At 62.5% G+C, this 20,485-nt stretch carries 20 protein-coding genes and 1 tRNA gene; 9 read left to right on the top strand and 12 right to left on the bottom strand.

Annotation, left to right across the window (positions count from 1 at the left end; all coding sequences use genetic code 11):
* Positions 1–59 precede the first annotated feature (59 nt).
* Both CO671_RS29680 and CO671_RS29675 read right to left on the bottom strand, forming a co-directional pair.
* Positions 60–136: transfer RNA gene (locus tag CO671_RS29680), tRNA-Arg, on the bottom strand.
* 55 nt (positions 137–191) lie between these two features.
* Positions 192–1,355, bottom strand: coding sequence for a M20 aminoacylase family protein (locus tag CO671_RS29675; RefSeq protein WP_097608902.1), 1,164 nt, complete (start codon positions 1,353–1,355; stop codon positions 192–194).
* Positions 1,356–1,513: 158 nt separating this feature from the next.
* Between CO671_RS29675 and CO671_RS29670 the strand changes: the two genes are divergently transcribed.
* Together CO671_RS29670 and CO671_RS29665 are read left to right on the top strand one after the other, a co-directional pair.
* Positions 1,514–2,647: a D-alanyl-D-alanine carboxypeptidase family protein gene (locus CO671_RS29670; protein WP_097608901.1), complete on the top strand. Its 1,134-nt coding sequence runs from the start codon at positions 1,514–1,516 to the stop codon at positions 2,645–2,647.
* Positions 2,648–2,671: 24 nt separating this feature from the next.
* Positions 2,672–3,886, top strand: a complete 1,215-nt coding sequence (locus tag CO671_RS29665) for a GTP-binding protein (protein ID WP_097608900.1) — start codon at positions 2,672–2,674, stop codon at positions 3,884–3,886.
* Between the two features lie 34 nt (positions 3,887–3,920).
* Here CO671_RS29665 and CO671_RS29660 read toward each other — a convergent pair whose 3' ends face one another.
* From CO671_RS29660 to CO671_RS33905, 9 genes are all read right to left on the bottom strand, one after another.
* Positions 3,921–4,694: a FadR/GntR family transcriptional regulator gene (locus CO671_RS29660; protein ID WP_097608899.1), complete on the bottom strand. Its 774-nt coding sequence runs from the start codon at positions 4,692–4,694 to the stop codon at positions 3,921–3,923.
* A 9-nt stretch (positions 4,695–4,703) separates the two neighbouring features.
* On the bottom strand, positions 4,704–5,984 hold the full coding sequence (locus CO671_RS29655; protein WP_097608898.1) for a TRAP transporter large permease: 1,281 nt from the start codon (positions 5,982–5,984) through the stop codon (positions 4,704–4,706).
* A gap of 4 nt (positions 5,985–5,988) precedes the next feature.
* Positions 5,989–6,567: a TRAP transporter small permease gene (locus CO671_RS29650; protein WP_097608897.1), complete on the bottom strand. Its 579-nt coding sequence runs from the start codon at positions 6,565–6,567 to the stop codon at positions 5,989–5,991.
* Positions 6,568–6,708: 141 nt separating this feature from the next.
* Positions 6,709–7,686, bottom strand: a complete 978-nt coding sequence (locus CO671_RS29645) for a TRAP transporter substrate-binding protein (protein WP_097608896.1) — start codon at positions 7,684–7,686, stop codon at positions 6,709–6,711.
* A 464-nt stretch (positions 7,687–8,150) separates the two neighbouring features.
* On the bottom strand, positions 8,151–8,375 hold the full coding sequence (locus tag CO671_RS29640) for a sulfurtransferase TusA family protein (protein ID WP_097608895.1): 225 nt from the start codon (positions 8,373–8,375) through the stop codon (positions 8,151–8,153).
* 5 nt (positions 8,376–8,380) lie between these two features.
* Positions 8,381–9,613 (bottom strand): murein L,D-transpeptidase family protein, encoded by a 1,233-nt coding sequence (locus CO671_RS29635; RefSeq protein WP_097608894.1) that lies wholly within the window; start codon positions 9,611–9,613, stop codon positions 8,381–8,383.
* A gap of 195 nt (positions 9,614–9,808) precedes the next feature.
* Entirely contained in the window at positions 9,809–10,762 is a 954-nt protein-coding gene (locus CO671_RS29630; protein ID WP_097608893.1) for an acetyl-CoA carboxylase carboxyltransferase subunit alpha, read from the bottom strand.
* A gap of 62 nt (positions 10,763–10,824) precedes the next feature.
* Complete coding sequence (gene xerD, locus CO671_RS29625; protein ID WP_097608892.1) at positions 10,825–11,778, bottom strand: site-specific tyrosine recombinase XerD; 954 nt, start codon at positions 11,776–11,778, stop codon at positions 10,825–10,827.
* A 5-nt stretch (positions 11,779–11,783) separates the two neighbouring features.
* The gene (locus tag CO671_RS33905; RefSeq protein ID WP_097608891.1) at positions 11,784–11,960 is read right to left on the bottom strand and encodes a hypothetical protein; all 177 of its coding nucleotides are present in this window, start codon (positions 11,958–11,960) and stop codon (positions 11,784–11,786) included.
* 148 nt (positions 11,961–12,108) lie between these two features.
* Between CO671_RS33905 and CO671_RS29615 the strand changes: the two genes are divergently transcribed.
* The 3 genes from CO671_RS29615 to CO671_RS29605 are packed head-to-tail and all read left to right on the top strand — an operon-like array spanning position 12,109 to position 15,136.
* Positions 12,109–12,699, top strand: a complete 591-nt coding sequence (locus CO671_RS29615) for a shikimate kinase (RefSeq protein ID WP_097608890.1) — start codon at positions 12,109–12,111, stop codon at positions 12,697–12,699.
* The gene (gene aroB / locus CO671_RS29610) at positions 12,696–13,826 is read left to right on the top strand and encodes a 3-dehydroquinate synthase (RefSeq protein ID WP_097608889.1); all 1,131 of its coding nucleotides are present in this window, start codon (positions 12,696–12,698) and stop codon (positions 13,824–13,826) included. The genes CO671_RS29615 and aroB overlap by 4 nt, the downstream gene beginning before the upstream one ends.
* Positions 13,826–15,136 (top strand): HlyC/CorC family transporter, encoded by a 1,311-nt coding sequence (locus CO671_RS29605; RefSeq protein WP_097608888.1) that lies wholly within the window; start codon positions 13,826–13,828, stop codon positions 15,134–15,136. The genes aroB and CO671_RS29605 overlap by 1 nt, the downstream gene beginning before the upstream one ends.
* A gap of 44 nt (positions 15,137–15,180) precedes the next feature.
* Here CO671_RS29605 and CO671_RS29600 read toward each other — a convergent pair whose 3' ends face one another.
* Positions 15,181–15,465 (bottom strand): BolA family transcriptional regulator, encoded by a 285-nt coding sequence (locus CO671_RS29600; RefSeq protein ID WP_020922420.1) that lies wholly within the window; start codon positions 15,463–15,465, stop codon positions 15,181–15,183.
* A 102-nt stretch (positions 15,466–15,567) separates the two neighbouring features.
* On the opposite strand from CO671_RS29600, the gene CO671_RS29595 reads away from it, so the two are divergent.
* From CO671_RS29595 to CO671_RS29580, 4 genes are all read left to right on the top strand, one after another.
* Positions 15,568–16,185, top strand: a complete 618-nt coding sequence (locus CO671_RS29595; RefSeq protein WP_064686344.1) for a J domain-containing protein — start codon at positions 15,568–15,570, stop codon at positions 16,183–16,185.
* Between the two features lie 305 nt (positions 16,186–16,490).
* On the top strand, positions 16,491–17,483 hold the full coding sequence (gene cobS, locus CO671_RS29590) for a cobaltochelatase subunit CobS (protein ID WP_097608887.1): 993 nt from the start codon (positions 16,491–16,493) through the stop codon (positions 17,481–17,483).
* 12 nt (positions 17,484–17,495) lie between these two features.
* Positions 17,496–19,397: a cobaltochelatase subunit CobT gene (gene cobT / locus CO671_RS29585; RefSeq protein WP_097608886.1), complete on the top strand. Its 1,902-nt coding sequence runs from the start codon at positions 17,496–17,498 to the stop codon at positions 19,395–19,397.
* Between the two features lie 24 nt (positions 19,398–19,421).
* The gene (locus tag CO671_RS29580; protein ID WP_097608885.1) at positions 19,422–20,447 is read left to right on the top strand and encodes an esterase-like activity of phytase family protein; all 1,026 of its coding nucleotides are present in this window, start codon (positions 19,422–19,424) and stop codon (positions 20,445–20,447) included.
* The last annotated feature ends 38 nt before the right edge of the window (positions 20,448–20,485 follow it).

Genomic DNA, 20,485 nt, shown 5'->3' with positions numbered 1-20,485 from the left:
GAGAAACACGCCTGCGACATGGATCGCAAGCTTTCAAAGATCTAAGATGTTGAAAAGAATGGTGATCCCGGCGCGATTCGAACGCGCGACCCCCAGATTAGGAATCTGGTGCTCTATCCTGCTGAGCTACGGGACCACTTGCACGCCATGCATACAAAAGGCTTGGCGTGAAGCCAAGCCCTTAATTGTTGTCAGAGGCCCAAGCGCTGTTCGGCAAGGCGGACCCAATAGGAGATGCCGTGGGCGATGGCTTCGTCGTTGAAGTCGTAGGCCGGGTTGTGCAGACCGGCGCTGTCGCCGTTGCCGATGAAGATGAAGGCGCCGGGGCGGGCGTTCAGCATGTAGGAGAAGTCCTCTCCGCCCATCATCGGATCGATTTCGGCATTGACGTTTGCCTCGCCGGCAATGGCGCCGGCGATGGCGACCGCGTGCGCGGTCTCATCAGGATGGTTGACGGTGACGGGGTAGTTGCGGTGGAAGCTGATCTCGGCTTCGGCGCCGTGGGCAGCAACCACGCCCTCGACGATCTGCCGGAAGCGCGCTTCGGCGAGCGTGCGCATCTCGTCGTCCAGCGTGCGGACCGTGCCCGCGAAGGTCGCATCGTTCGGAATGACGTTATGGGCGAAGCCGGCGTTGAACTTGGTCACCGAGACGACGACCGAGCTGATCGGATCGGCGGTGCGCGAGGCGATCATCTGCAGGTTGGCGACGATCTGGGCGCCGATGGCGATCGGGTCGATCGTGCGGTGCGGCTGGGCGGCGTGGCCGCCGCGGCCCTTGATGGTGACGGTGAATTCGTCGGTCGCCGCCATGATCGCGCCCTTGCGGATGGCGAACTGGCCGACGGGCAGGCCCGGCAGATTGTGCATGCCATAGACCTCTTCGATCCCGAAACGCTCCATCATGCCGTCCTTGACCATCAGGTTGCCGCCGCCGCCGCCTTCTTCGGCGGGTTGGAAGATGACGGCGACATTGCCGTTGAAATTGCGGGTCTCGGCCAGATATTTCGCAGCGCCGAGCAGCATGGCGGTATGGCCGTCATGGCCGCAGGCATGCATCTTGCCCGGCGTCTTCGAGGCCCAGGGCTTGCCCGATATCTCGGTCAGCGGCAGGGCGTCCATGTCGGCGCGCAGGCCGATGGTGCGGCGACCTTCGCCCTTGCCTTTGATCAGCCCGACGACCCCGGTGCGGCCGATGCCGGTGACGATCTCGTCGACACCGAATTCCTTCAGCTTTTCGGCGACGAAAGCGGCCGTGTTTTCCACCGCGAAGAGAAGCTCGGGGCGGGCATGAATGTGGCGGCGCCATTCGGCGACTTCATCCTGCAATTCGGCGGCTCTGTTCAAAATCGGCATGTTGGCGTTCCTGTTATGAAATCCCGACAATCTTTGATCGCATCAAAAGGGTGTGAGGCTTTTGGAAATTACTTCGTCAATGACCTTTGCCATGTCATAGCCATATAGGCTAGATAGAGGAAGGTTGCGAGATTTTCCGGACATCTGAAGGACGAACCGTGTCGACGAGCCACTTCCGTTTGTTTGCCGCCAAGCGGCCGTTGCGTTTCACCGCCGCTGCGACTGCCGCTTTTCTCGCCTCCGTTTCGCTCTCTCAGGCCAATCCGCATATTCTCGTCGACGTCCAGACCGGCCGCGTGCTCGAACACGAGGAAGCCTTCCGCAAGTGGTATCCGGCCTCGCTCACCAAGCTGATGACGGTCTATACCGTGTTCGATGCGATCCGCGCCGGCCAGATCAGCCTTGATACGCCCATTGTCATGAGCAAGCGCGCCGCCGCGCAGCCGGCCGCCAAGATGTATTTCAAGCCCGGCCAGAAGCTGACGCTCGACAGCGCGTTGAAGATCCTGCTGGTGAAATCGGCGAACGACGTCTCGGTTGCGGTTGCCGAAGCCGTCGGCGGTACGCAGGAAGGCTTCGTCACGCGGATGAACGGCGAGGCGTTGAAGCTCGGCATGACGGATTCGCATTTCGTCAACCCGAACGGCCTGCCGGGCAAGGGACAATATACGACGGCGCGTGATCTCGCAGTGCTGACGGTGGCGCTGCGCCGCGATTTTCCGCAATATGCCAGCTATTTCGCGCTGGAGGGTTTTACCACCGGCCAGCAGAACGTGCCGAACCTCAACATGCTGATCGGCCGCTTCGCCGGCGCCGACGGCATGAAGACCGGCTTCATCTGTGCCTCGGGCTTCAACCAGATCGGTTCGGCGACGCGCAACGGCCGCACTCTCGTCTCCGTCGTGCTCGGCACCGACAGCCTGGCGGCGCGCGCCGATGCGACGGCGAACCTTTTGCAGAAGGGTTTCACCACCCAGTTTCCCGGCAATGACACGCTCGGTTCGCTGAAGCCTTACGGGCAGGGACAGGACCAGGTGACCGACATTACCGCCGATATCTGCAGCGCCAAGGGCGCCAAGATACGCAGCGAAACGCGCGACGAGGTCGGCCGCATGAAGGTGAGCTCGCCCTATATTCTGGAAATGGACCACGATCCGCAATTCGTCTTCGCCGGCCTCATTCCCGGGCAGGATCCGCAGCCGGCGGCACAGCCGGAAAAAGTGGCGACCGGCGATACGGCCGGAGGCATCGCCAACGTGCCGGTGCCGATGCCGCGCCCGACGTCTTTCTAACATAAGTTTTCAAGGTCAAACGAGATGAGCGCGCTCAACGACAGGATTCCGGTCACCATCCTGACCGGCTTTCTCGGCGCCGGCAAATCGACGCTGCTCAACCGCATCCTCAAAGACCCCGAGATGAAGGACGCGGCCGTCATCATCAACGAGTTCGGCGATGTCGGCATCGATCATCTGCTGGTCGAAAGCTCCGGCGATTCGATCATCGAGCTCTCCGACGGCTGCCTGTGCTGCACCGTGCGCGGCGAGCTGGTCGATACGCTGGCGAACCTGATGGATGCCGTGCAGACCGGCCGCGTCAAGCCGGTGAAGCGCGTCGTCATCGAAACGACCGGCCTTGCCGATCCGGCGCCGGTCATGCAGGCGATCATGGGCAATCCTGTCATCGCCACGAATTTCGAGCTCGACGGCGTCGTGACCGTCGTCGATGCGGTCAATGGGCTACAGACGCTCGACAATCACGAGGAAGCGCGCAAACAGGCGGCCGTCGCCGACCGGCTGATCATCTCGAAGACATCGCTGGCCGGCGCAACGGCCGGGCTGGAACAGCGCCTGCGGGCGCTCAATCCGCGCGCGGCGATGATGGATGCCGACAGCGCCGAGGCCGGCAGCGCCGCGGTGCTGGTGAACGGGCTCTACGATCCGGCGACGAAGATCGCCGATGTCGGCCGCTGGCTGCGGGATGAGGATACGCACGAGGCGCATCACCATCACGACCACGCCCATGATGACGATCACCATCATGATCACGGTCATGATGATCATGATCACGCTGGCGGTCACCACGGCCACCACCATGATCATCACAATCATGATGGCGCTCACGCGCACCAGCACGCCCACGACGTCAATCGGCACGACGCCTCGATACGGTCTTTCTCGATCATCGAGGAAAAACCGATCGATCCGATGGCGCTCGAGATGTTCATTGATCTCCTGCGCTCGGCCCATGGCGAGAAGCTGCTGCGGATGAAGGCGATCGTTTCCGTCTCCGACCGGCCGGAACGGCCGCTGGTGCTGCATGGCGTCCAGAGCATCTTCCATCCGCCGGTGCGCCTTGCCGCCTGGCCGGACCCGCAGGACAAGCGTACGCGCATGGTGCTGATCACCAAGGATCTGCCCGAGGCCTTCGTGAAGGATCTCTTCGACGCCTTCCTCGGCAAGCCTCGCATCGACAGGCCTGATCGCGCGGCGCTGTCCGACAATCCGCTCGCAATCCCAGGCGTGCGGATGTAACCGCTCCAACGTATCGTTGTGATGCTGATCGTCTTCAGCCGTTGTGTTTACGGGTGCCTGAAAGCCACCTTGCCTGCTGGCCGCTCAGCAGCGTGCGATAGCGCTCCTGGCTTGCGGTCAGGTGAGCCCGCATGGCGGCGCGCGCGGCTTCCGGGTCACCGGCCGAAATCGCTTTCAGGATTGCCAGATGCTCGCGCTGCAGGCCTTCCTGATAATCGCGCGACAGCGTGCTGTCCGTGCCCCAGGGTGAGGCGATATCGCAGGGGATCGCCCGCATGCCGAGCGCATCGAGAACTTCCACATAATAGGAATTGTTCGTGGCAGCCGCGATTTCTCGGTGAAAGGCGAAGTCGCTCTTGCCGGTCGCCTCGCCGCGCTCGAGCAGCCGGTCGAACTCGAAGAAGGCTTCATGGATCTGCGCTTCCTGAGCTGCATTGCGTCGCAGCGCTGCAAGTCCAGCGCTTTCGATCTCCAGTCCCATGCGCACTTCGATGACGTTGAGTGCATGGGAAATCTTGTTGCCGACATCGAGGCTGATCGAGCCGAAGGCAATCGTTGGATGGTTCATGACGAAGACACCAGCCCCTTGCCGTGCCTCGACGAGGCCGTCGGCGGCAAGGGTTGCAATCGCTTCGCGGACGACAGTGCGGCTGACGCCGAAAAGCTCGCCCATCCGGGTCTCCGTCGGCAGCTTTTGCCCGGGCGCGTAGGCACCGGACACGACCTGAGCGCGGATGGCCGAAACCACGCCTTCGGAGAGTTTCGGCCTTCGCTCGATCCTTGATTCAACGGCTGTATCGGCCGCCATGTCGCTCTCCTATTTGAACACAGCCGGCAGCCACAGCGAAATTGCCGGGATGTAGGTGACCAGACCGAGCACCACGAGGCCGGCGCCGTAGAACGGCCAGATCGAGCGCATAGCCTCCCAGACCGAAATCTTGCCGACCGCACAGGCCACGAATTGCACGGCCCCGACGGGAGGTGTGTTCAGCCCGATGCCGAAATTCAGGATCATGATCACGCCGAAGTGCACCGGATCGACACCGTAAGCCTGTGCCACCGGCAGGAAGATCGGCGTGCAGATGATGATGGTCGGTCCCATGTCCATGAAGGTGCCGAGCACCAGCATCAGCACATTGAGCAGGAGCAGCACCGTCAGCGGATCGTCGGCCACGCTCTTCATCCAGGTAACCAGCGAAGCGGGCACCTTGAGGAAGGCCATCAGCCAGGAAAATGCGGCGGCGGTGCCGATGATCAGGAGCACCATTGCCGTCGTGCGCACGGCGCCCTGCGTGGCGTGGACGAAGTCTTTCCAGCTCATCTGCCGGTAGACGAAGAGGGTTACCAGCAGCGCGTAGAGCACAGCGATGCAGGAGCTTTCCGTCGCTGTGAAAATGCCGGACCTCACCCCGCCGAAGATGATGGCGATCAGCAGAAGCCCGGGCACCGCGACGGCGAGCAGGTGAGCCACCATGACAAAGCCGGGAAACGGCTCCGTCGGATAACCGCGCGAGCGTGCGACGATGTAGGCGGTCACCATGAGCGCGGCTGCGAGCAACAGGCCAGGCAGGACGCCGGCGGTGAACAGATCGGCGATCGATATCTTGCCGCCGGCGGAGATCGAATAGATGATCATATTGTGGGACGGCGGCAGGAGCAGCGCGATCAGCGCCGCCATCGAGGTGACGTTGACCGCGTAGTCGGCACCATAGCCGCGCTGCTTCATCTGCGGGATCATCAGGCCCCCGACGGCAGCGGCCTCTGCCACCGCCGAACCCGAAATGCCGCCGAACAGTGTGGCGGTGACGATATTGACCTGGCCGAGGCCGCCGCGCACATGGCCGACCAGGGAGGCGGCGAAGGCGACGATGCGGCTCGCGATGCCGCCGCGCACCATCAGGTCGCCGGCATAGATGAAGAAGGGAATGGCGAGCAGCGAAAACACGCTCATGCCGGAATTGAGCCGCTGAAAGATGACCAGCGGCGGCAGGCCCATATAGGCCACGGTGGCGAAGCTGGCGACGCCGAGACAGAAGGCGATCGGCGTGCCGATCAGCATCAGGGTGGTGAAAACACCGAACAGAATCCAGAGTTCCATCGCGCTATACCTTCAAATTGGCGTTCGGGTCGGCATTGATGTTTTCGATCTCGACGGCGATCTCCGCCGGCAGAATCTCATCCAGCACGTCGTCGATCGGTTCGCCGGCGAGGCGGAGAACAATGCGCTCCAGCGAGAAGATCACCGCGAGGACACCGCCGCCGGCGAGCGGCAGATAATCGAACGCGCCTGAGATGCCCAGCGACGGCAGGGTGGTGTTCCAGGTCAGGCTCATGAGCGCGCCGCCGTACCAGATCATGCCGGCGCCGAAGGCGAGGATGACCACATCCGAAATCATGCGCAGGACACGCTTGCCGGATTTCGGCAGCACGTAGAGCAGCACGTCGAAACCGAGATGATTGTTCTCCCGGATGCCGACGGCGGCGCCGAGGAAGATGAACCAGCTCATCAGCATGACCGAGCCCGGCTCCGTCCAACTCGGCGAGTCGTTCAATACGTAGCGGCAGAATACCTGCCAGGCGACAAAGACCGTCATCAGGATCAGGCCGGAGCCGGCGAGCCACAGGGCGGCGTTGCTCAGGCGGGCCAGGACGTTGGTGACGGGTGTCAGGTTATTCGACATGAGGGCCTCGTCGAAATCGGGCGGGCAGTCTCCCTGTCGGGAGATGGATGAAGATGCGTGCGAAGCGTGAGCGTGAAACGGGGTGGAGAAACCGTCCACCCCGCTAAGTCACGCCGCCCTGCGCAAGGAGGCAGGCGAAGGCTACTGCACAGCCTTTACGTCCTCGACCATCTTCTTCAGCACGTCGTCTTTGACGTGCTTTTCGTAAACCGGAGCCATGGCGTCGATGAAGCCCTGCTTGTCCGGAGTGGTGATCTGCGCGCCGAGCTTTTCGACATTGGCGCGTGATTCAGCGACCTTGGCTGCCCAGAGTTCGCGCTGCTTGCCGACGCTGTCCTTGGCTGCCTGCTTGAAGATCTCCTGATCCTCGGGCTTCAGCTTGTCGAACGCGGCCTTGTTCATGACGAACACCTCCGGCAGGATCGTGTGCTCGTCGAGCGAGTAGTTCTTCGCCACTTCCGCATGCTTGGCGGTGTCGTAGCTCGGGAAGTTGTTTTCCGCGCCGTCGATAACGCCGGTTTCGATCCCCGAATAGACTTCGCCATAGGGCATCGGCGTGGCATTGGCGCCGAGGGCCGCCACCATGTCGACGAAGATGTCGGACTGGATGACGCGGAACTTCAGGCCTTTCATATCGGCAACCGCGTTGATCGGCTTCGTCTTGTTGTAGAACGAACGCGCGCCGGCATCGTAGAAGGCGAGCACGACGAGGCCGGCCGGTTCGAACGCCTTCTTGATCTGATCGCCGACGGCGCCGTCCATGACCTTGTGCATGTGCTCTTCGGAACGGAAGATATAGGGCAGGGCCGGAACGATCGATTCCTTCACCGTGCCGTTGAAGGGCGCCATCGACACGCGATTGAGCTCGATCACGCCGGAGCGCACCTGTTCGATCGTGTCCTTCTCTTCGCCGAGCTGGGCGGAATGGTACACTTCGACCGAATAGCGGCCCTGCGTGCGCTCCTTCACCAGTTCACCGAAATATTTGACGCCCTCAACAGTCGGATAGCCGTCCGGATGCGTATCGGACGATTTCAGCACCGTTTGGGCGCTGGCGGCGCTGCTCATGAATGAAGCGGCAACCATAAGACCGGCCGCCAGTGTAACAAGGTTTTTCATGCTCTCCTCCCAATTTGCATGACGATTATTCTCAGAAGTCCGTATCCCGGCTTTGCTGAAGATCCCTGCACGCTTCGCCTGCTTCCTGCGATTTCCAAGGCCGGCCACGGACGGGCACGATGGAAACGTCACGCGAAAGAGGCTCATGGCGACACAGCAAAGTGTCGCGGCGTGCTCATCGGATCTGATGGCGCACGCTTACCTTTTCTCGTGGAAACAGAAGATGTGGATCAGTCAGCCTCCGCTATTCTCGCCGTTCCTCCGACCGGCTCACTATGGCTAGAACCAGCCAAGTATAATGTCAACATACAAAAGCTGTGTAGTTGTATGATGAATTTTGGGCGCGGGAGTGGCTTCGAGCGCCAGCCGCGAGAACATGGGCAGGGTAAATTGGAGATGCGCCGGCAGCTGTGATGATGCCGCTTAGGACGGCATCTGCTCTGACTATTTAATGCAGAACAGTTCTAGCGCTTGCGGATCAGGAAGCGGTGGCCGTTTTCGGTCTTTTCGGTTTCGACCAGCTCGTGACCGTCCTCATTGCAGAAATGCGGCATGTCGATCACGGCCAGCGGATCGGTGGTGTCGACGCGGATGAGCGCGCCGCTTGCCATGGCGGCGAGCTTCCTGCGTGTCTTCATCACGGGGAGTGGGCATTTCAGGCCGCGAAGATCGTAGAGAACGGGCTTCAAGCCGTTCAGTTCCGCGCCCAGAATTTCCAGAACGGCTTCTTTGCCACGGCTTCCGCCGTTTCCTGCGGTTCGGGCGCGGCAAAGGCCAGCGGGTTCTGCGTCGGCACCGGCACGACCGCCGGGGTGGCGGCAGCGACTGCCATTGGCTGCGCCTGCGGCTGGGCAGGGGCAGCAGGCGTGGCGCCCGGCGCTGATTTGGCGGCGAGGCCCTGGGCGGTGCGCTTGGCCATCAGGTCTTCGAGTTCGGCGACCTTGACCATGCGGCCGGCTTCCAGCGAGGTGCCGGTCGGGGCGAAGGCCAGCTCGCGGCCCTTGCGCAGCTTGGCGACCACCGCCTTGCGCTCGGCTTCGGACGGGTCGTACCAGGCCATGCCGTCATATTTGCTCATCGCCTTGGCATAGTCGGCATCATAGGTCTTGCCGTAGGACGCAAGCGCGGCCGTCAGCGCCGGTGGCGTCGACATGGCAGGGCATTTGCCGGCGGCATTGAAAGCGCCGCCATCGGTTACCTGCTGGTTGAAGACGTATTTCTTCTCGCAGACGGCTACCTCGGGCGGGCGCTTCGTCACTTCGAAATTGTCGTAGCCGACCTTCAGCATCTTCCAGAAGTCGTAATTGCTGTCGAGGCGATGCTTGACCATGTTTTCCGCCGTCATGCGGAAGGGGAAGGCCTGCAGCTGCACGGTCGCCTGGCCGCCCTTGAAGGCGTCGCGGGCGAAGGCATAGATCTCCAGCACCTGCTGGTCGGTCATCGAATAGCAGCCGGAGGACGAGCAGGCGCCATGGATCATCAGGTCGGAGCCGGTGCGGCCGTTCGCCGCGTCGTAGCGGTTCGGGAAGCCGGTGTTGATCGCCAGATAATATTTCGAATTGGGGTTCAGGTTGGCGCGCGTCAGGTCGTAGAAACCTTCCGGCGCCTGCCGGTCGCCGGTCTTTACCTTCGGACCGAGACGGCCGGACCAGGCGCAGATCTTGTAGTCTGCGATCTTGTCGAAACGGTTATCGGTCTTCGCCTTCCAGATCTCCATGGCACCTTCTTCCTTGAAGATGCGGATCATGATCGGCGAATTGCGGTCCATGCCCTTGGCGGACATGGCGGTGAGGATATGCGGGGGGAGCGGCTGCTCGACCTTGTTCTTGACCTTGGAAAGGTCGACCTGCGCGGTCTCCAACGCGTCATTGCAGCTGGAAAGAGCCAGCGCCATGAGGGAAACATAGGCAAAATGATGTATGCGCATCCAAACTAGCCCATAAAGAAGTGCGACCCGGTCGCCTAAGGAGTCCTGGCACGAGGCAGAATCATAAGCGGCTTATACTTCACAAATCCTTACCAGCCTATGACGTGTGAGGAACGCCCCCGCAAGCGCAAATGTTAGAGATAACATCAATGTGGCCAAGGTTTGGCCTCAATCGGCAAAGAGCTGCAACTGGCCTTACAGATTCCGGCCCATGTTGAGGAATTTCTGGCGCCGTTCGTTGCGCAACTGTTCGCCGGAGCGGGATGCCATTTCGGCCAGCGCATTGGCGATGACGTCGCCGGTTGTGGCAATGACGCTGTCGGGATCCCGATGGGCGCCGCCGAGCGGCTCGGAAATGATGCCATCGATGACGCCAAGCGACTTCAGGTCTTCGGCGGTGATCTTCATGTTGGTCGCGGCTTCCCGGGCGCGGGTCGAATCGCGCCAGAGAATGGAAGCGGCGCCCTCCGGCGAGATGACGCTGTAGATCGAATGCTCGAGCATATAGACCCTGTTGCCGGTGGCGATCGCGATCGCGCCGCCCGAGCCGCCTTCGCCGATGACGACGGAAACGAGCGGAACCTTGACGCCGAGGCACATTTCCGTCGAGCGGGCGATCGCCTCGGCCTGGCCGCGCTCTTCGGCGCCGACGCCGGGATAGGCGCCGGCCGTATCCACCAGCGAAATCACCGGCAGGCCGAAACGATCGGCCATTTCGAGGATGCGAATCGCCTTGCGGTAGCCTTCCGGGCGGGGGCTGCCGAAATTGTGCCTGAGGCGGGACTTGGTGTCGTTGCCCTTTTCCTGACCGATGACGGCGACAGGCTGGCCGCGGAAGCGGGCAAGACCCGCCTGGATCGCGGCATCCTCGGAAAATTTGCGGTCGCCGGCGAGCGGCGTGAATTCCTGGAACAGCGTCTTGGCGTAATCGACGAAGTGCGGCCGCTGCGGATGGCGGGCGACCTGCGTCTTCTGCCAGGGATTGAGCTTGGAATAGATTTCGACGATCGCCTCACGGACGCGAACCTCCAGCCGGCTGATCTCATCGGTGGTGTCGATGCTCTCGTCTTCCGTTGCGAGCTTCTTCAGCTCGATGATCTTGCCTTCGAGGTCGGAGATCGGCTTTTCGAAGTCGAGATAATTGTGCATGAGGTGCGTTTCCGTTCCTTGTGCCCGGGGCGTTTTCCTGGCTCCGCCCCTTGTCGCCGGTCCTATTCGTGCTTTTTCGCCTGTTTGGCAAGGGGGTGATGCGTCTGGACGAGCTGCTGCAGCCTCTCTTCGAGCACATGTGTGTAGATCTGTGTGGTCGAAATGTCCGAATGGCCGAGGAGTTCCTGCACGACGCGCAGATCGGCGCCGTTGGCGAGCAGGTGGCTGGCAAAGGCGTGGCGCATGACATGCGGCGAGATCAGCGACGGCGTCAGGCCGGCGCGGATCGCCAGGTTCTTCAGGTCTCGCGCAAAAACCTGGCGCGGCAGGTAGCCCTCCTTCGAGGCGGCCGGAAACAGCCAGGGGCTTTCCTGCGGCTCCTTCGCCACGGCATTTTCGGCCGTCAGCAGCCGCCCGTAGGATTTCAGGGCCTTGATCGCCGATTGCGACAACGGCACTAGCCGCTCCTTGTTGCCCTTGCCGCGGATCATCAGGAAGCGGCCCTCCTGGTCGAGGACGCGGGCGGGAAGCGAGACGAGCTCGCTGACGCGCATGCCGGTGGCATAAAGCAGCTCCAAGAGCGCCAGCATGCGCAGGCGCTGCAACTGACCCGGGGCCGGATCGTCGGCCTCGGTCTGCGCCTGGAATAGCAGCCTGCCGACCTCCTCGACCCCCATCGTCTTCGGCAGCGGCCGGCCTTTCTTCGGCGCGTCGAGCACGCCGGTGGGGTCGTCGGTGCGAATGCCCTCGGCGTAGAGGAACTTGTAGAACTGCCGCATGGCCGCAAGCCGGCGCGCCTGCGAGGAGGGCTTGAAACCCCGGCTGGCGAGCGAGGCGAGATAGGCGGAAAGGTCGGCGGAGGCGGCTTCGGTCAACCTGATGCTGCGGCCGTTCAGGAAGGACCTGATGTCATCGAGATCGCGCTCATAGGATTGCAGCGTGTTGGCGGCGGCGCCGCGTTCGGCGCTCATCATTTCCAGGAAGGATTCCACATGGACGCGGCCGAGATCCCTCATGTCGCTCACTTCCCGGTGGTGTCGATCGTGCCCGTCGCCGGCGGATTGACCCGTTCGGACGGAATGCGGATCGTCACGTCGCGCGGCTCGGGCTCCACGAAGGTCGCAAGCGCCCACATCGCTCCGTAAACCGTCCCGGCGAGGATCGCGCAGACGAACAGAAAACGGAACAGGCTCGGCATCCGGCAACTCCTTCATGCTCTGCTTCTGTTATAAGAAGCGTATATGCAAGTGCAAGAAGCGGTATTCAAGCGATGATTCCCTTGTCCGCGACTTGACGCTCCAGCTGCATTTGTCGATACGGTTTGCAAACAAAGTGTGAATGGACCGATGAGTGAACCACTGCTGACCGTTGCTGACAGCCTGAAAGACAGAGCTCGCGCCGCGCTCGGTTCACGCAATCTGATCCTTGTCGGCCTGATGGGGGCGGGAAAATCCTCGGTCGGGCGCATTGTCGCCAGCCAGCTCGGCATTCCCTTCATCGACAGCGACCACGAAATCGAGCGGGTGTCGCGCATGACGATCGCCGAACTTTTCGCCGCCTATGGCGAGGACGAATTCCGGGCGCTGGAAACGCGGGTCATGAAGCGTCTGCTGAAGAGCGGTCCGCGCGTTGTCTCCACCGGCGGCGGCGCCTTCGTCAACGAGCGGACGCGCAGGCATATCAAGAGGGGCGGCCTTTCGGTCTGGCTGAAGGCGGATCTCGACGTGCTCTGGGAACGGGTCAACAAACGCGACACCCGGCCGCTGCTCAAGACCGAAAATCCGAAGCAGACGCTCGAAAACCTGATGAACGCACGATATCCGATCTACGCCCAGGCCGATCTCACCGTGCTCTCGCGCGATGTGCGCAAGGAAATCATGGCCGACGAGGTGCTGATGGCGGTGATCGAAGCTCAGAAGGAAAATACAGCGTCATGAATGCGATAAGCTCCGCCCCGGCCGTCCAGACCGTGCATGTGCCGCTCGGCGAGCGCGCCTACGATATCTTGATCGGGCCGGGGCTGATTGCGCGGGCCGGAGCCGAGATCGCCTCGCGCCTCAAGGGCCGCAAGGCGGCTGTGATCACCGACGAAAATGTCGCGCCGCTTTATCTCGACGCGCTCGTTGCCAGCCTTGCTGATGCGGGTGTCGCCTCGGCTGCGGTCGTGCTGCCGGCCGGCGAGAAGACCAAGAGTTTCGAACATCTGATGACGGCCTGCGACAAGGTGCTGGAAGCCCGCGTCGAGCGCAACGACTGCGTCATCGCGCTCGGCGGCGGCGTCATCGGCGACCTCTCTGGATTTGCGGCCGGCATCGTTCGCCGCGGCGTGCGCTTCGTGCAGGTGCCGACCTCGTTGCTGGCGCAGGTTGATTCTTCCGTCGGCGGCAAGACCGGCATCAATTCCCGCCAGGGCAAAAACCTGATCGGCGTTTTTCACCAGCCGGACCTGGTCCTGGCCGACACCGATGTGCTGAATACGCTGAGCGAACGGGAATTCCGCGCCGGTTACGCCGAGGTCGCGAAATACGGATTGATCGACAAGCCGGATTTCTTCGCCTGGCTGGAAACGAACTGGAAGGCCGTGTTTGCCGGGGGCGCCGCCCGCATCGCGGCGATCGCCGCCAGCTGCCAGGCGAAGGCCGATGTCGTCGTCGCCGACGAGCGGGAGACCGGCCAGCGGGCGTTGCTCAATCTCGGCCATACCTTCGGTCATGCGCTGGAAGCGGCGACCGCCTATGACAGCCGCCGCCTTGTGCACGGCGAAGGCGTTTCGATCGGCATGGTGCTGGCGCATGAATTCTCCGCACGGATGAACCTTGCCAGCCCCGACGATGCGCGCCGCGTCGAGCGGCATCTGCAGGCGGTCGGCCTGCCGACCCGGATGTCCGACATTCCGGCCGAGCTGCCGCCGGCCGAGGTGCTGATGGATGCGATCGCGCAGGACAAGAAGGTCAAGGGCGGCAAGCTCACCTTCATCCTGACGCGCGGCATCGGCCAGTCCTTCGTCGCCGACGACGTTCCCGCCTCCGAGGTGATCAGCTTTCTCAGGGAAAAACACCCCTGATGACGGTCGAAGGTGCTCTGGCATTTCTCGCGACATATTGGCCGGAGATCCTTTCGATCACGGCGCTCGTGCTGATGTCCGCCTTCTTTTCCGGCTCGGAAACCGCGCTGACCGCCGTTTCGCGCAGCCGCATCCATACGCTTGAGGTCAACGGCGACGAGCGCGCCGGCCTCGTGCGCCAGCTGATCGAGCGGCGCGACCGGCTGATCGGCGCGCTGCTGATCGGCAACAATCTCGCCAATATCCTGTCGTCGTCGATCGCCACCAGCCTGTTTCTCGGGCTGTTCGGCAGTTCCGGCGTGGCGCTGGCGACGCTGGCGATGACCGTCATCCTCGTCATCTTCGCGGAAGTGCTGCCGAAGAGCTGGGCGATCTCGACGCCGGAGCGCTTCGCGCTTGCGGTGGCGCTTCCAGCCAGGCTTTTCGTCGCCGTCGTCGGGCCGGCGTCCTCCTTCGTCAATGCGATCGTACGGCGGATTCTGGCACTGTTCGGCATCAATCTCTCACGGGAGGTATCGATGCTGACGGCGCATGAGGAACTGCGCGGCGCTGTCGATCTGCTCCACCGCGAGGGCTCGGTGGTAAAGGCCGATCGCGACCGGCTCGGCGGCGTGCTCGACCTCGGTGAGCTGGAATTGTCAGACATCATGGTCCACCGCACCGCGATGCGGGCGATCAATGCCGACGATCCGCCGGAAACGGTGGTGCGCGCCATCCTCGAGAGCCCTTATACGCGCATGCCGCTGTGGCGCGGCACGATCGACAACATCATCGGCGTCGTCCATGCCAAGGATCTCCTGCGGGCACTGGCCGAACCGAACATGGAGCCGCAGAACCTCGACATCGTCAAGATCGCGCAAAAGCCGTGGTTCGTGCCCGACAGCACCAACCTCGAAGACCAGCTGAATGCCTTCCTGCGCCGCAAACAGCATTTCGCCGTCGTCGTCGACGAATATGGCGAGGTGCAGGGCATCGTCACGCTCGAGGATATTCTCGAGGAAATCGTCGGCGACATTTCCGACGAGCACGACATCGAGATTCAGGGCGTGCGCCAGGAGGCGGATGGTTCGATCGTCGTCGACGGCGGCGTGCCGATCCGCGACCTCAACCGTGCGCTCGACTGGAACCTGCCCGACGAGGAGGCGACGACGATCGCCGGCCTCGTCATCCATGAATCGATGACCATTCCGGAAGAGCGCCAGGCCTTCACCTTTTATGGCAAACGTTTCGTCGTCATGAAGCGGGAGAAGAACCGCATCACCAAGCTGCGCATCCGGCCGGCCGGGGAAGACGGCGCAAAGCCGGCCTGATCGGCTTGGCGCGAAGGCAGCCGGTTCCTATATAGGCTGCGGTTCTACCATCGCGTCGCCTCGCCGGGTGCTGCCGGTTCGACGGCCAGCGCATGCAGGCCGGCATCGAGCTCCGGCTTCAGCAGTTCGGTGATCGCCCGGTGGCGCGCCAGCCGCGACAGGCCGGCAAATTTTGCCGAAACGATCCTCACCCGCATGTGGGTTTCGCCGGTGCCTGTGATATCGGGCTGGTGGCCGGCATGCAGGTGGCTTTCGTCGATGACGCTCAGGCGTTCGGGGGCGAAGGCTTCGACAAGTTTCTCTTCGATGCGGGTCCTGAGAGTCATCATCCGGTCTTGCTGTTGCGCGAAAGGGGTTCCCACCAAGCCAGCAACATTCCCATTTGTCAATTCTTGTTGTCGCCTTCCGACAGCCCCATAATTAGCGCCGCCATGAGACTTGATTCCAAATATTTCGATCGCATCCGAACACGCCGCAAACGCGAGCAGGAGACAGAGCAGGCGCCGCCTACCTGTCAATGGGACGGCTGCGACAAGAAAGGTTCGCATCGCGCTCCCGTCGGACGCAATGCGGAAGGCCAGTTCTTTTTGTTCTGCTTCGAGCACGTCAAGGAATACAACAAGGGCTACAACTATTTCTCCGGTCTGTCGGACGGCGAGATCGCGCGATACCAGAAAGAGGCGATCACCGGCCACCGGCCGACATGGACGGTCGGCGTCAACAAATCGGCGAAGGACAGTCCGCTGCATTCGGAAGTCCGCTCCGGCGCCTATACGCGCGTTCGCGATCCCTTCGGCTTCGTCAAGGAAGGCGGCAAGGGCAGCGGCCCGCGGTTTCCCCAGGCGCGCAAGCTGAAATCGCTGGAAAGCAAAGCCTTCGATACGATGGGGCTGCATGCCAATGCGACGTCGGCGGAGATCAAGAGCCGCTACAAGGAACTGGTCAAGAAGCACCATCCGGATGCCAATGGCGGCGACCGCGGCTCGGAGGAGCGTTTCCGCGCCGTCATCCAGGCCTATCAATTGTTGAAGCAGAACGGTTTTTGTTAATTCCCGTCCTTGCTCTTAGGCTTCAATCGGGTATGGTCCAAATCGGCTGAGGCCGCAGGCAAACGCGGCTCCTATTTGCGTGTTTACCCATCGCCTCCGCCGACCTTCCGGACGCGGCGTTTCTTGTCCGGGACTCTTTCAAGAATGCTCGCAAGCGGTCATCATCCCGCCGAGGTTTCGTTTCAGTCCCGGAGAAGTATCGCCGACGTTCCGACCTGGACGGGCGCGGATGAAATCGCGGCGTCACGGTTGCGACATGGCCTGAGACAGTATGGCCGGGTGGCATCACCCGCCTTGGAGACATGATGAGCAAGATCGACCTGGATATATCTGAACTGCCCGATACCACCGTTTCGGTCCGCGAGACCTTTGGCATCGATTCGGACATCCGCGTTCCCGCCTACAGCAAGGGCGACGCCTATGTGCCGGACCTCGATCCCGACTATCTGTTCGACCGCGACACGACGCTCGCCATTCTCGCAGGCTTTGCCCATAACCGACGCGTGATGATCTCCGGCTATCACGGCACCGGCAAGTCCTCGCATATCGAACAGGTGGCGGCACGGCTCAACTGGCCCTGCGTGCGCATCAACCTCGACAGCCATGTCAGCCGTATCGATCTCGTCGGCAAGGACGCGATCGTCGTCAAGGACGGGCTGCAGGTCACCGAATTCAAGGACGGCATCCTGCCCTGGGCCTATCAGCACAATGTCGCCCTCGTCTTCGACGAATATGATGCCGGTCGTCCCGATGTGATGTTCGTCATCCAGCGCGTGCTCGAATCCTCCGGCCGCCTGACGCTGCTCGACCAGAGCCGCGTCATCCGGCCGCACCCGGCTTTCCGCCTGTTTGCGACCGCCAATACGATCGGCCTCGGTGACACCACCGGCCTTTATCACGGCACGCAGCAGATCAACCAGGCGCAGATGGACCGCTGGTCGATCGTCACGACGCTGAACTACCTGCCGCATGATCACGAAGTGAATATCGTCGCCGCCAAGGTGAAGAGCTTCGGCAAGGACAGGGAAGGCCGCGAGATCGTGTCGAAGATGGTGCGTGTCGCGGATCTGACCCGCGCCGCCTTCATGAACGGCGACCTGTCGACCGTCATGAGCCCGCGCACGGTCATTGCCTGGGCCGAGAACGCCGAGATCTTCGGCGATCTCGCCTTCGCCTTCCGCACCACCTTCCTCAACAAGTGCGACGAGCTGGAGCGGCCGCTGGTTGCCGAGCACTATCAGCGCGCCTTCGGCGTCGAGCTGAAGGAAAGTGCCGCCAACATCGTTCTCGGAGCCTGAGACCGACCGATCATGGCAGCTCGCGGTGACAATTCGAAAGCAAAGCCCGGCGCGCCCGTCGATGTCGAGCCGTTGCGCCGGGCGATATCCGGCTGCGTGCGCTCGGTCGCCGGCGACGGCGATGTCGAGGTAACCTTCGCCAACGAACGGCCGGGCATGACCGGCGAGCGCATCCGCCTGCCGGAGCTTTCCAAGCGGCCGACGGCGCATGAGCTGGCGGTCACCCGCGGGCTCGGCGATTCCATGGCGCTGCGGCTTGCCTGCCATGACGAGAAGGTGCATGCGACGATGGCGCCGCAGGGCTCGGACGCCCGGGTGATCTTCGACGCGGTCGAGCAGGCGCGCGTCGAATCGATCGGCGCGCTGCGGATGGAGGGCATGGCCTCGAACCTGCGCTCCATGACAGAGGAGAAATACTCCAAGGCGAACTTCACCGGCATCGAGCGCCAGGAAGACGCACCGATCGGCGAAGCCGTCGCGATGATGGTGCGCGAGAAGCTGACCGGCCAGCGCCCGCCGACCTCCGCCGGCAAGGTGCTCGACCTCTGGCGCGGCTTCATCGAGGACAAGGCGGGCTCCGAGCTCGACAACCTGTCGGGCGCGATCAACGACCAGCAGGCCTTCGCCAAGGTAATCCGCAACATGCTGTCGGCCATGGAAATGGCCGAAGAATACGGCGACGACGACAGCCAAGCCGACAATGACGATCAGTCGGAGCAGGAAGACCAGCCGAGCGGCGACGAGCAGGATCAGGACGAGGTCGACGAGGATGCCGGCACCGATGCCGCCCCGGTCGAGGACAGTGAAGTCGCCGACGAACAGATGGAGGACGGCGAGACCGAAGGCGCCGAAATCTCCGACGACGACATGATGGAAGAGGGCGAGGACGATTCGGAAACGCCGGGCGAGACCCGCCGTCCGAACACGCCATTCGCCGATTTCAACGAGAAGGTCGATTATCACGTCTATACCGAAGAGTTCGACGAGATCATCACCGCCGAGGAGCTCTGCGACACCGCTGAGCTGGAGCGCCTGCGCGCCTTCCTCGACAAGCAGCTGGCGCATCTGCAGGGCGCCGTCGGCCGCCTCGCCAACCGGCTGCAGCGCCGCCTGATGGCGCAGCAGAACCGCTCCTGGGATTTCGACCTGGAGGAAGGTTATCTCGATCCGGCCCGGCTGCAGCGCATCATCATCGATCCGATGCAGGCGCTCTCCTTCAAGATGGAGCGCGACACGCAGTTCCGCGATACGGTCGTCACCCTGCTCATCGACAATTCCGGCTCGATGCGCGGCCGGCCGATCACGGTCGCCGCCACCTGCGCCGACATTCTTGCCCGCACGCTGGAGCGCTGCGGCGTCAAGGTCGAGATCCTCGGCTTCACAACAAAGGCCTGGAAGGGCGGGCAGGCGCGTGAAAGCTGGCTTGCCGGCGGCAAGCCGCAGACGCCGGGCCGCCTCAACGACCTGCGCCACATCGTCTACAAATCGGCAGATGCGCCGTGGCGGCGGGCGCGCGCCAATCTCGGGCTGATGATGCGCGAGGGCCTGCTGAAGGAAAATATCGACGGCGAGGCGCTGATCTGGGCGCATAACCGTCTGCTTGCGCGCCGCGAACAGCGCCGCATCCTGATGATGATCTCGGACGGGGCGCCGGTGGACGATTCGACGCTGTCGGTCAATCCCGGCAATTATCTGGAGCGGCATTTGCGTGCCGTCATCGAACGGATCGAGACCCGTTCACCGGTGGAACTGCTGGCGATCGGTATCGGTCACGACGTGACGCGCTACTACCGCCGGGCCGTGACGATCGTCGATGCCGACGAGCTCGCCGGCGCGATGACCGAGCAGCTTGCCTCGCTTTTCGAAGATCAATCCGCCCAGCCGCGCGGCGGCCGGCTGCGCCGTGCCGGCTGACGCCGCTTCAGGGAAATGTCCGGAATGACAGGCAAGCGCCTCTGCCTTGCGGCGTCGATCGCTCTTTGCATCGCAACAGGCGCTAGCCCCTCATGGGCGGGTGGCGAGGTGCCGGTCATTAGCCGGCAAATATCAGATTTCAGGATCGGCTTTTCGGAGACGAAATTCGGATCGCTGGAATTTCTCGGCGGGCTGGAGATGGTTTCCGGCAAGGCGCTGTTCGGCTCGCTTTCCTCCATCCGTTTTCGGCCGGACCAGAAGCATTTCGTGGTCGTGCTCGATACCGGCCAGTGGCTGACCGGCAGCATCGAGCGCGATGCCAAGGGCAAGCTCTCGGGCCTTTCGGATATCGAGATCACCCCGATGAAGAACCGTGCAGGCCTGAGTTTGGAAGGCAAGGGATATATGGATGCCGAGGGCCTGGCGCTCGACGGCGACCGGATCCTGGTCTCCTTCGAGCAGGATCATCGGGTCGATATCTATCCCGGCCCGGGCTTTGCCGAATCGCGGGCAATCGGCACCCTTCCGCTCCTTATTCCGCGCAAGATGCTGAAGGACAATCGCGGCATCGAGACGATTGCTGTTGCGCCGGCATCGAGCCCGCTCAAGGGCGGTGTGGTTGTGGTCTCGGAGCGCGGCCTCGACAGCGAGGGCAACCGGGTGGCGGCGATTCTCAGCGGGCCGCTGAAAGGGCGTTTTGCGGTGGCGCGGGACGGGAGTTTCGACGTCACCGACGGGACCTTCCTGCCGAACGGCGACCTGCTGCTGCTGGAACGCCGCTTCAACATGGCCGAGGGCATCGGCATGCGCCTTCGCCGCATCAAGGGCGCCGATATCAGGCCGGGGGCGGTGGTCGAGGGCGAATTGCTGCTCGAAGGCAATTTCAATTCGCAGATCGACAATATGGAAGGTCTCGATGCTTTTCAGGCGGCCGACGGCACCACCCATATCGTTCTGGTGTCGGACGACAACCATTCCATTCTGCAGCGCAATCTGATGCTGGAATTCCGGCTCGCCGAAGAGCCGCAATTGCTCGGATCGTCAGATTGACGTCACATGCCTCGGTTATCCCGCTGGCGGTATCGCAG

The sequence above is a fragment of the Rhizobium sp. M10 genome (assembly GCF_002531955.1).
In the GTDB taxonomy this organism is placed as follows: Bacteria; Pseudomonadota; Alphaproteobacteria; order Rhizobiales; family Rhizobiaceae; genus Rhizobium; species Rhizobium etli_C.
Note: the sequence above shows the minus strand (reverse complement) of the source record. Positions and strands in the feature narration are given on the sequence as shown.

Bases quoted from the DNA above. Each gene is read 5' to 3' on its own strand.
- CO671_RS29650 (WP_097608897.1), bottom strand. From the start codon at position 6,567: ATGTCGAATAACCTGACACCCGTCACCAACGTCCTGGCCCGCCTGAGC.
- CO671_RS29675 (WP_097608902.1), bottom strand. From the start codon at position 1,355: ATGCCGATTTTGAACAGAGCCGCCGAATTGCAGGATGAAGTCGCCGAA.
- cobT (WP_097608886.1), top strand. From the start codon at position 17,496: ATGGCAGCTCGCGGTGACAATTCGAAAGCAAAGCCCGGCGCGCCCGTC.
- CO671_RS29655 (WP_097608898.1), bottom strand. From the start codon at position 5,984: ATGGAACTCTGGATTCTGTTCGGTGTTTTCACCACCCTGATGCTGATC.
- xerD (WP_097608892.1), bottom strand. From the start codon at position 11,778: ATGAGGGATCTCGGCCGCGTCCATGTGGAATCCTTCCTGGAAATGATG.
- CO671_RS29630 (WP_097608893.1), bottom strand. From the start codon at position 10,762: ATGCACAATTATCTCGACTTCGAAAAGCCGATCTCCGACCTCGAAGGC.
- CO671_RS29605 (WP_097608888.1), top strand. From the start codon at position 13,826: ATGACGGTCGAAGGTGCTCTGGCATTTCTCGCGACATATTGGCCGGAG.
- cobS (WP_097608887.1), top strand. From the start codon at position 16,491: ATGAGCAAGATCGACCTGGATATATCTGAACTGCCCGATACCACCGTT.
- CO671_RS29580 (WP_097608885.1), top strand. From the start codon at position 19,422: ATGACAGGCAAGCGCCTCTGCCTTGCGGCGTCGATCGCTCTTTGCATC.
- CO671_RS29635 (WP_097608894.1), bottom strand. From the start codon at position 9,613: ATGCGCATACATCATTTTGCCTATGTTTCCCTCATGGCGCTGGCTCTT.
- CO671_RS29595 (WP_064686344.1), top strand. From the start codon at position 15,568: ATGAGACTTGATTCCAAATATTTCGATCGCATCCGAACACGCCGCAAA.
- CO671_RS33905 (WP_097608891.1), bottom strand. From the start codon at position 11,960: ATGCCGAGCCTGTTCCGTTTTCTGTTCGTCTGCGCGATCCTCGCCGGG.
- CO671_RS29665 (WP_097608900.1), top strand. From the start codon at position 2,672: ATGAGCGCGCTCAACGACAGGATTCCGGTCACCATCCTGACCGGCTTT.
- CO671_RS29660 (WP_097608899.1), bottom strand. From the start codon at position 4,694: ATGGCGGCCGATACAGCCGTTGAATCAAGGATCGAGCGAAGGCCGAAA.
- aroB (WP_097608889.1), top strand. From the start codon at position 12,696: ATGAATGCGATAAGCTCCGCCCCGGCCGTCCAGACCGTGCATGTGCCG.
- CO671_RS29600 (WP_020922420.1), bottom strand. From the start codon at position 15,465: ATGATGACTCTCAGGACCCGCATCGAAGAGAAACTTGTCGAAGCCTTC.
- CO671_RS29615 (WP_097608890.1), top strand. From the start codon at position 12,109: ATGAGTGAACCACTGCTGACCGTTGCTGACAGCCTGAAAGACAGAGCT.
- CO671_RS29645 (WP_097608896.1), bottom strand. From the start codon at position 7,686: ATGAAAAACCTTGTTACACTGGCGGCCGGTCTTATGGTTGCCGCTTCA.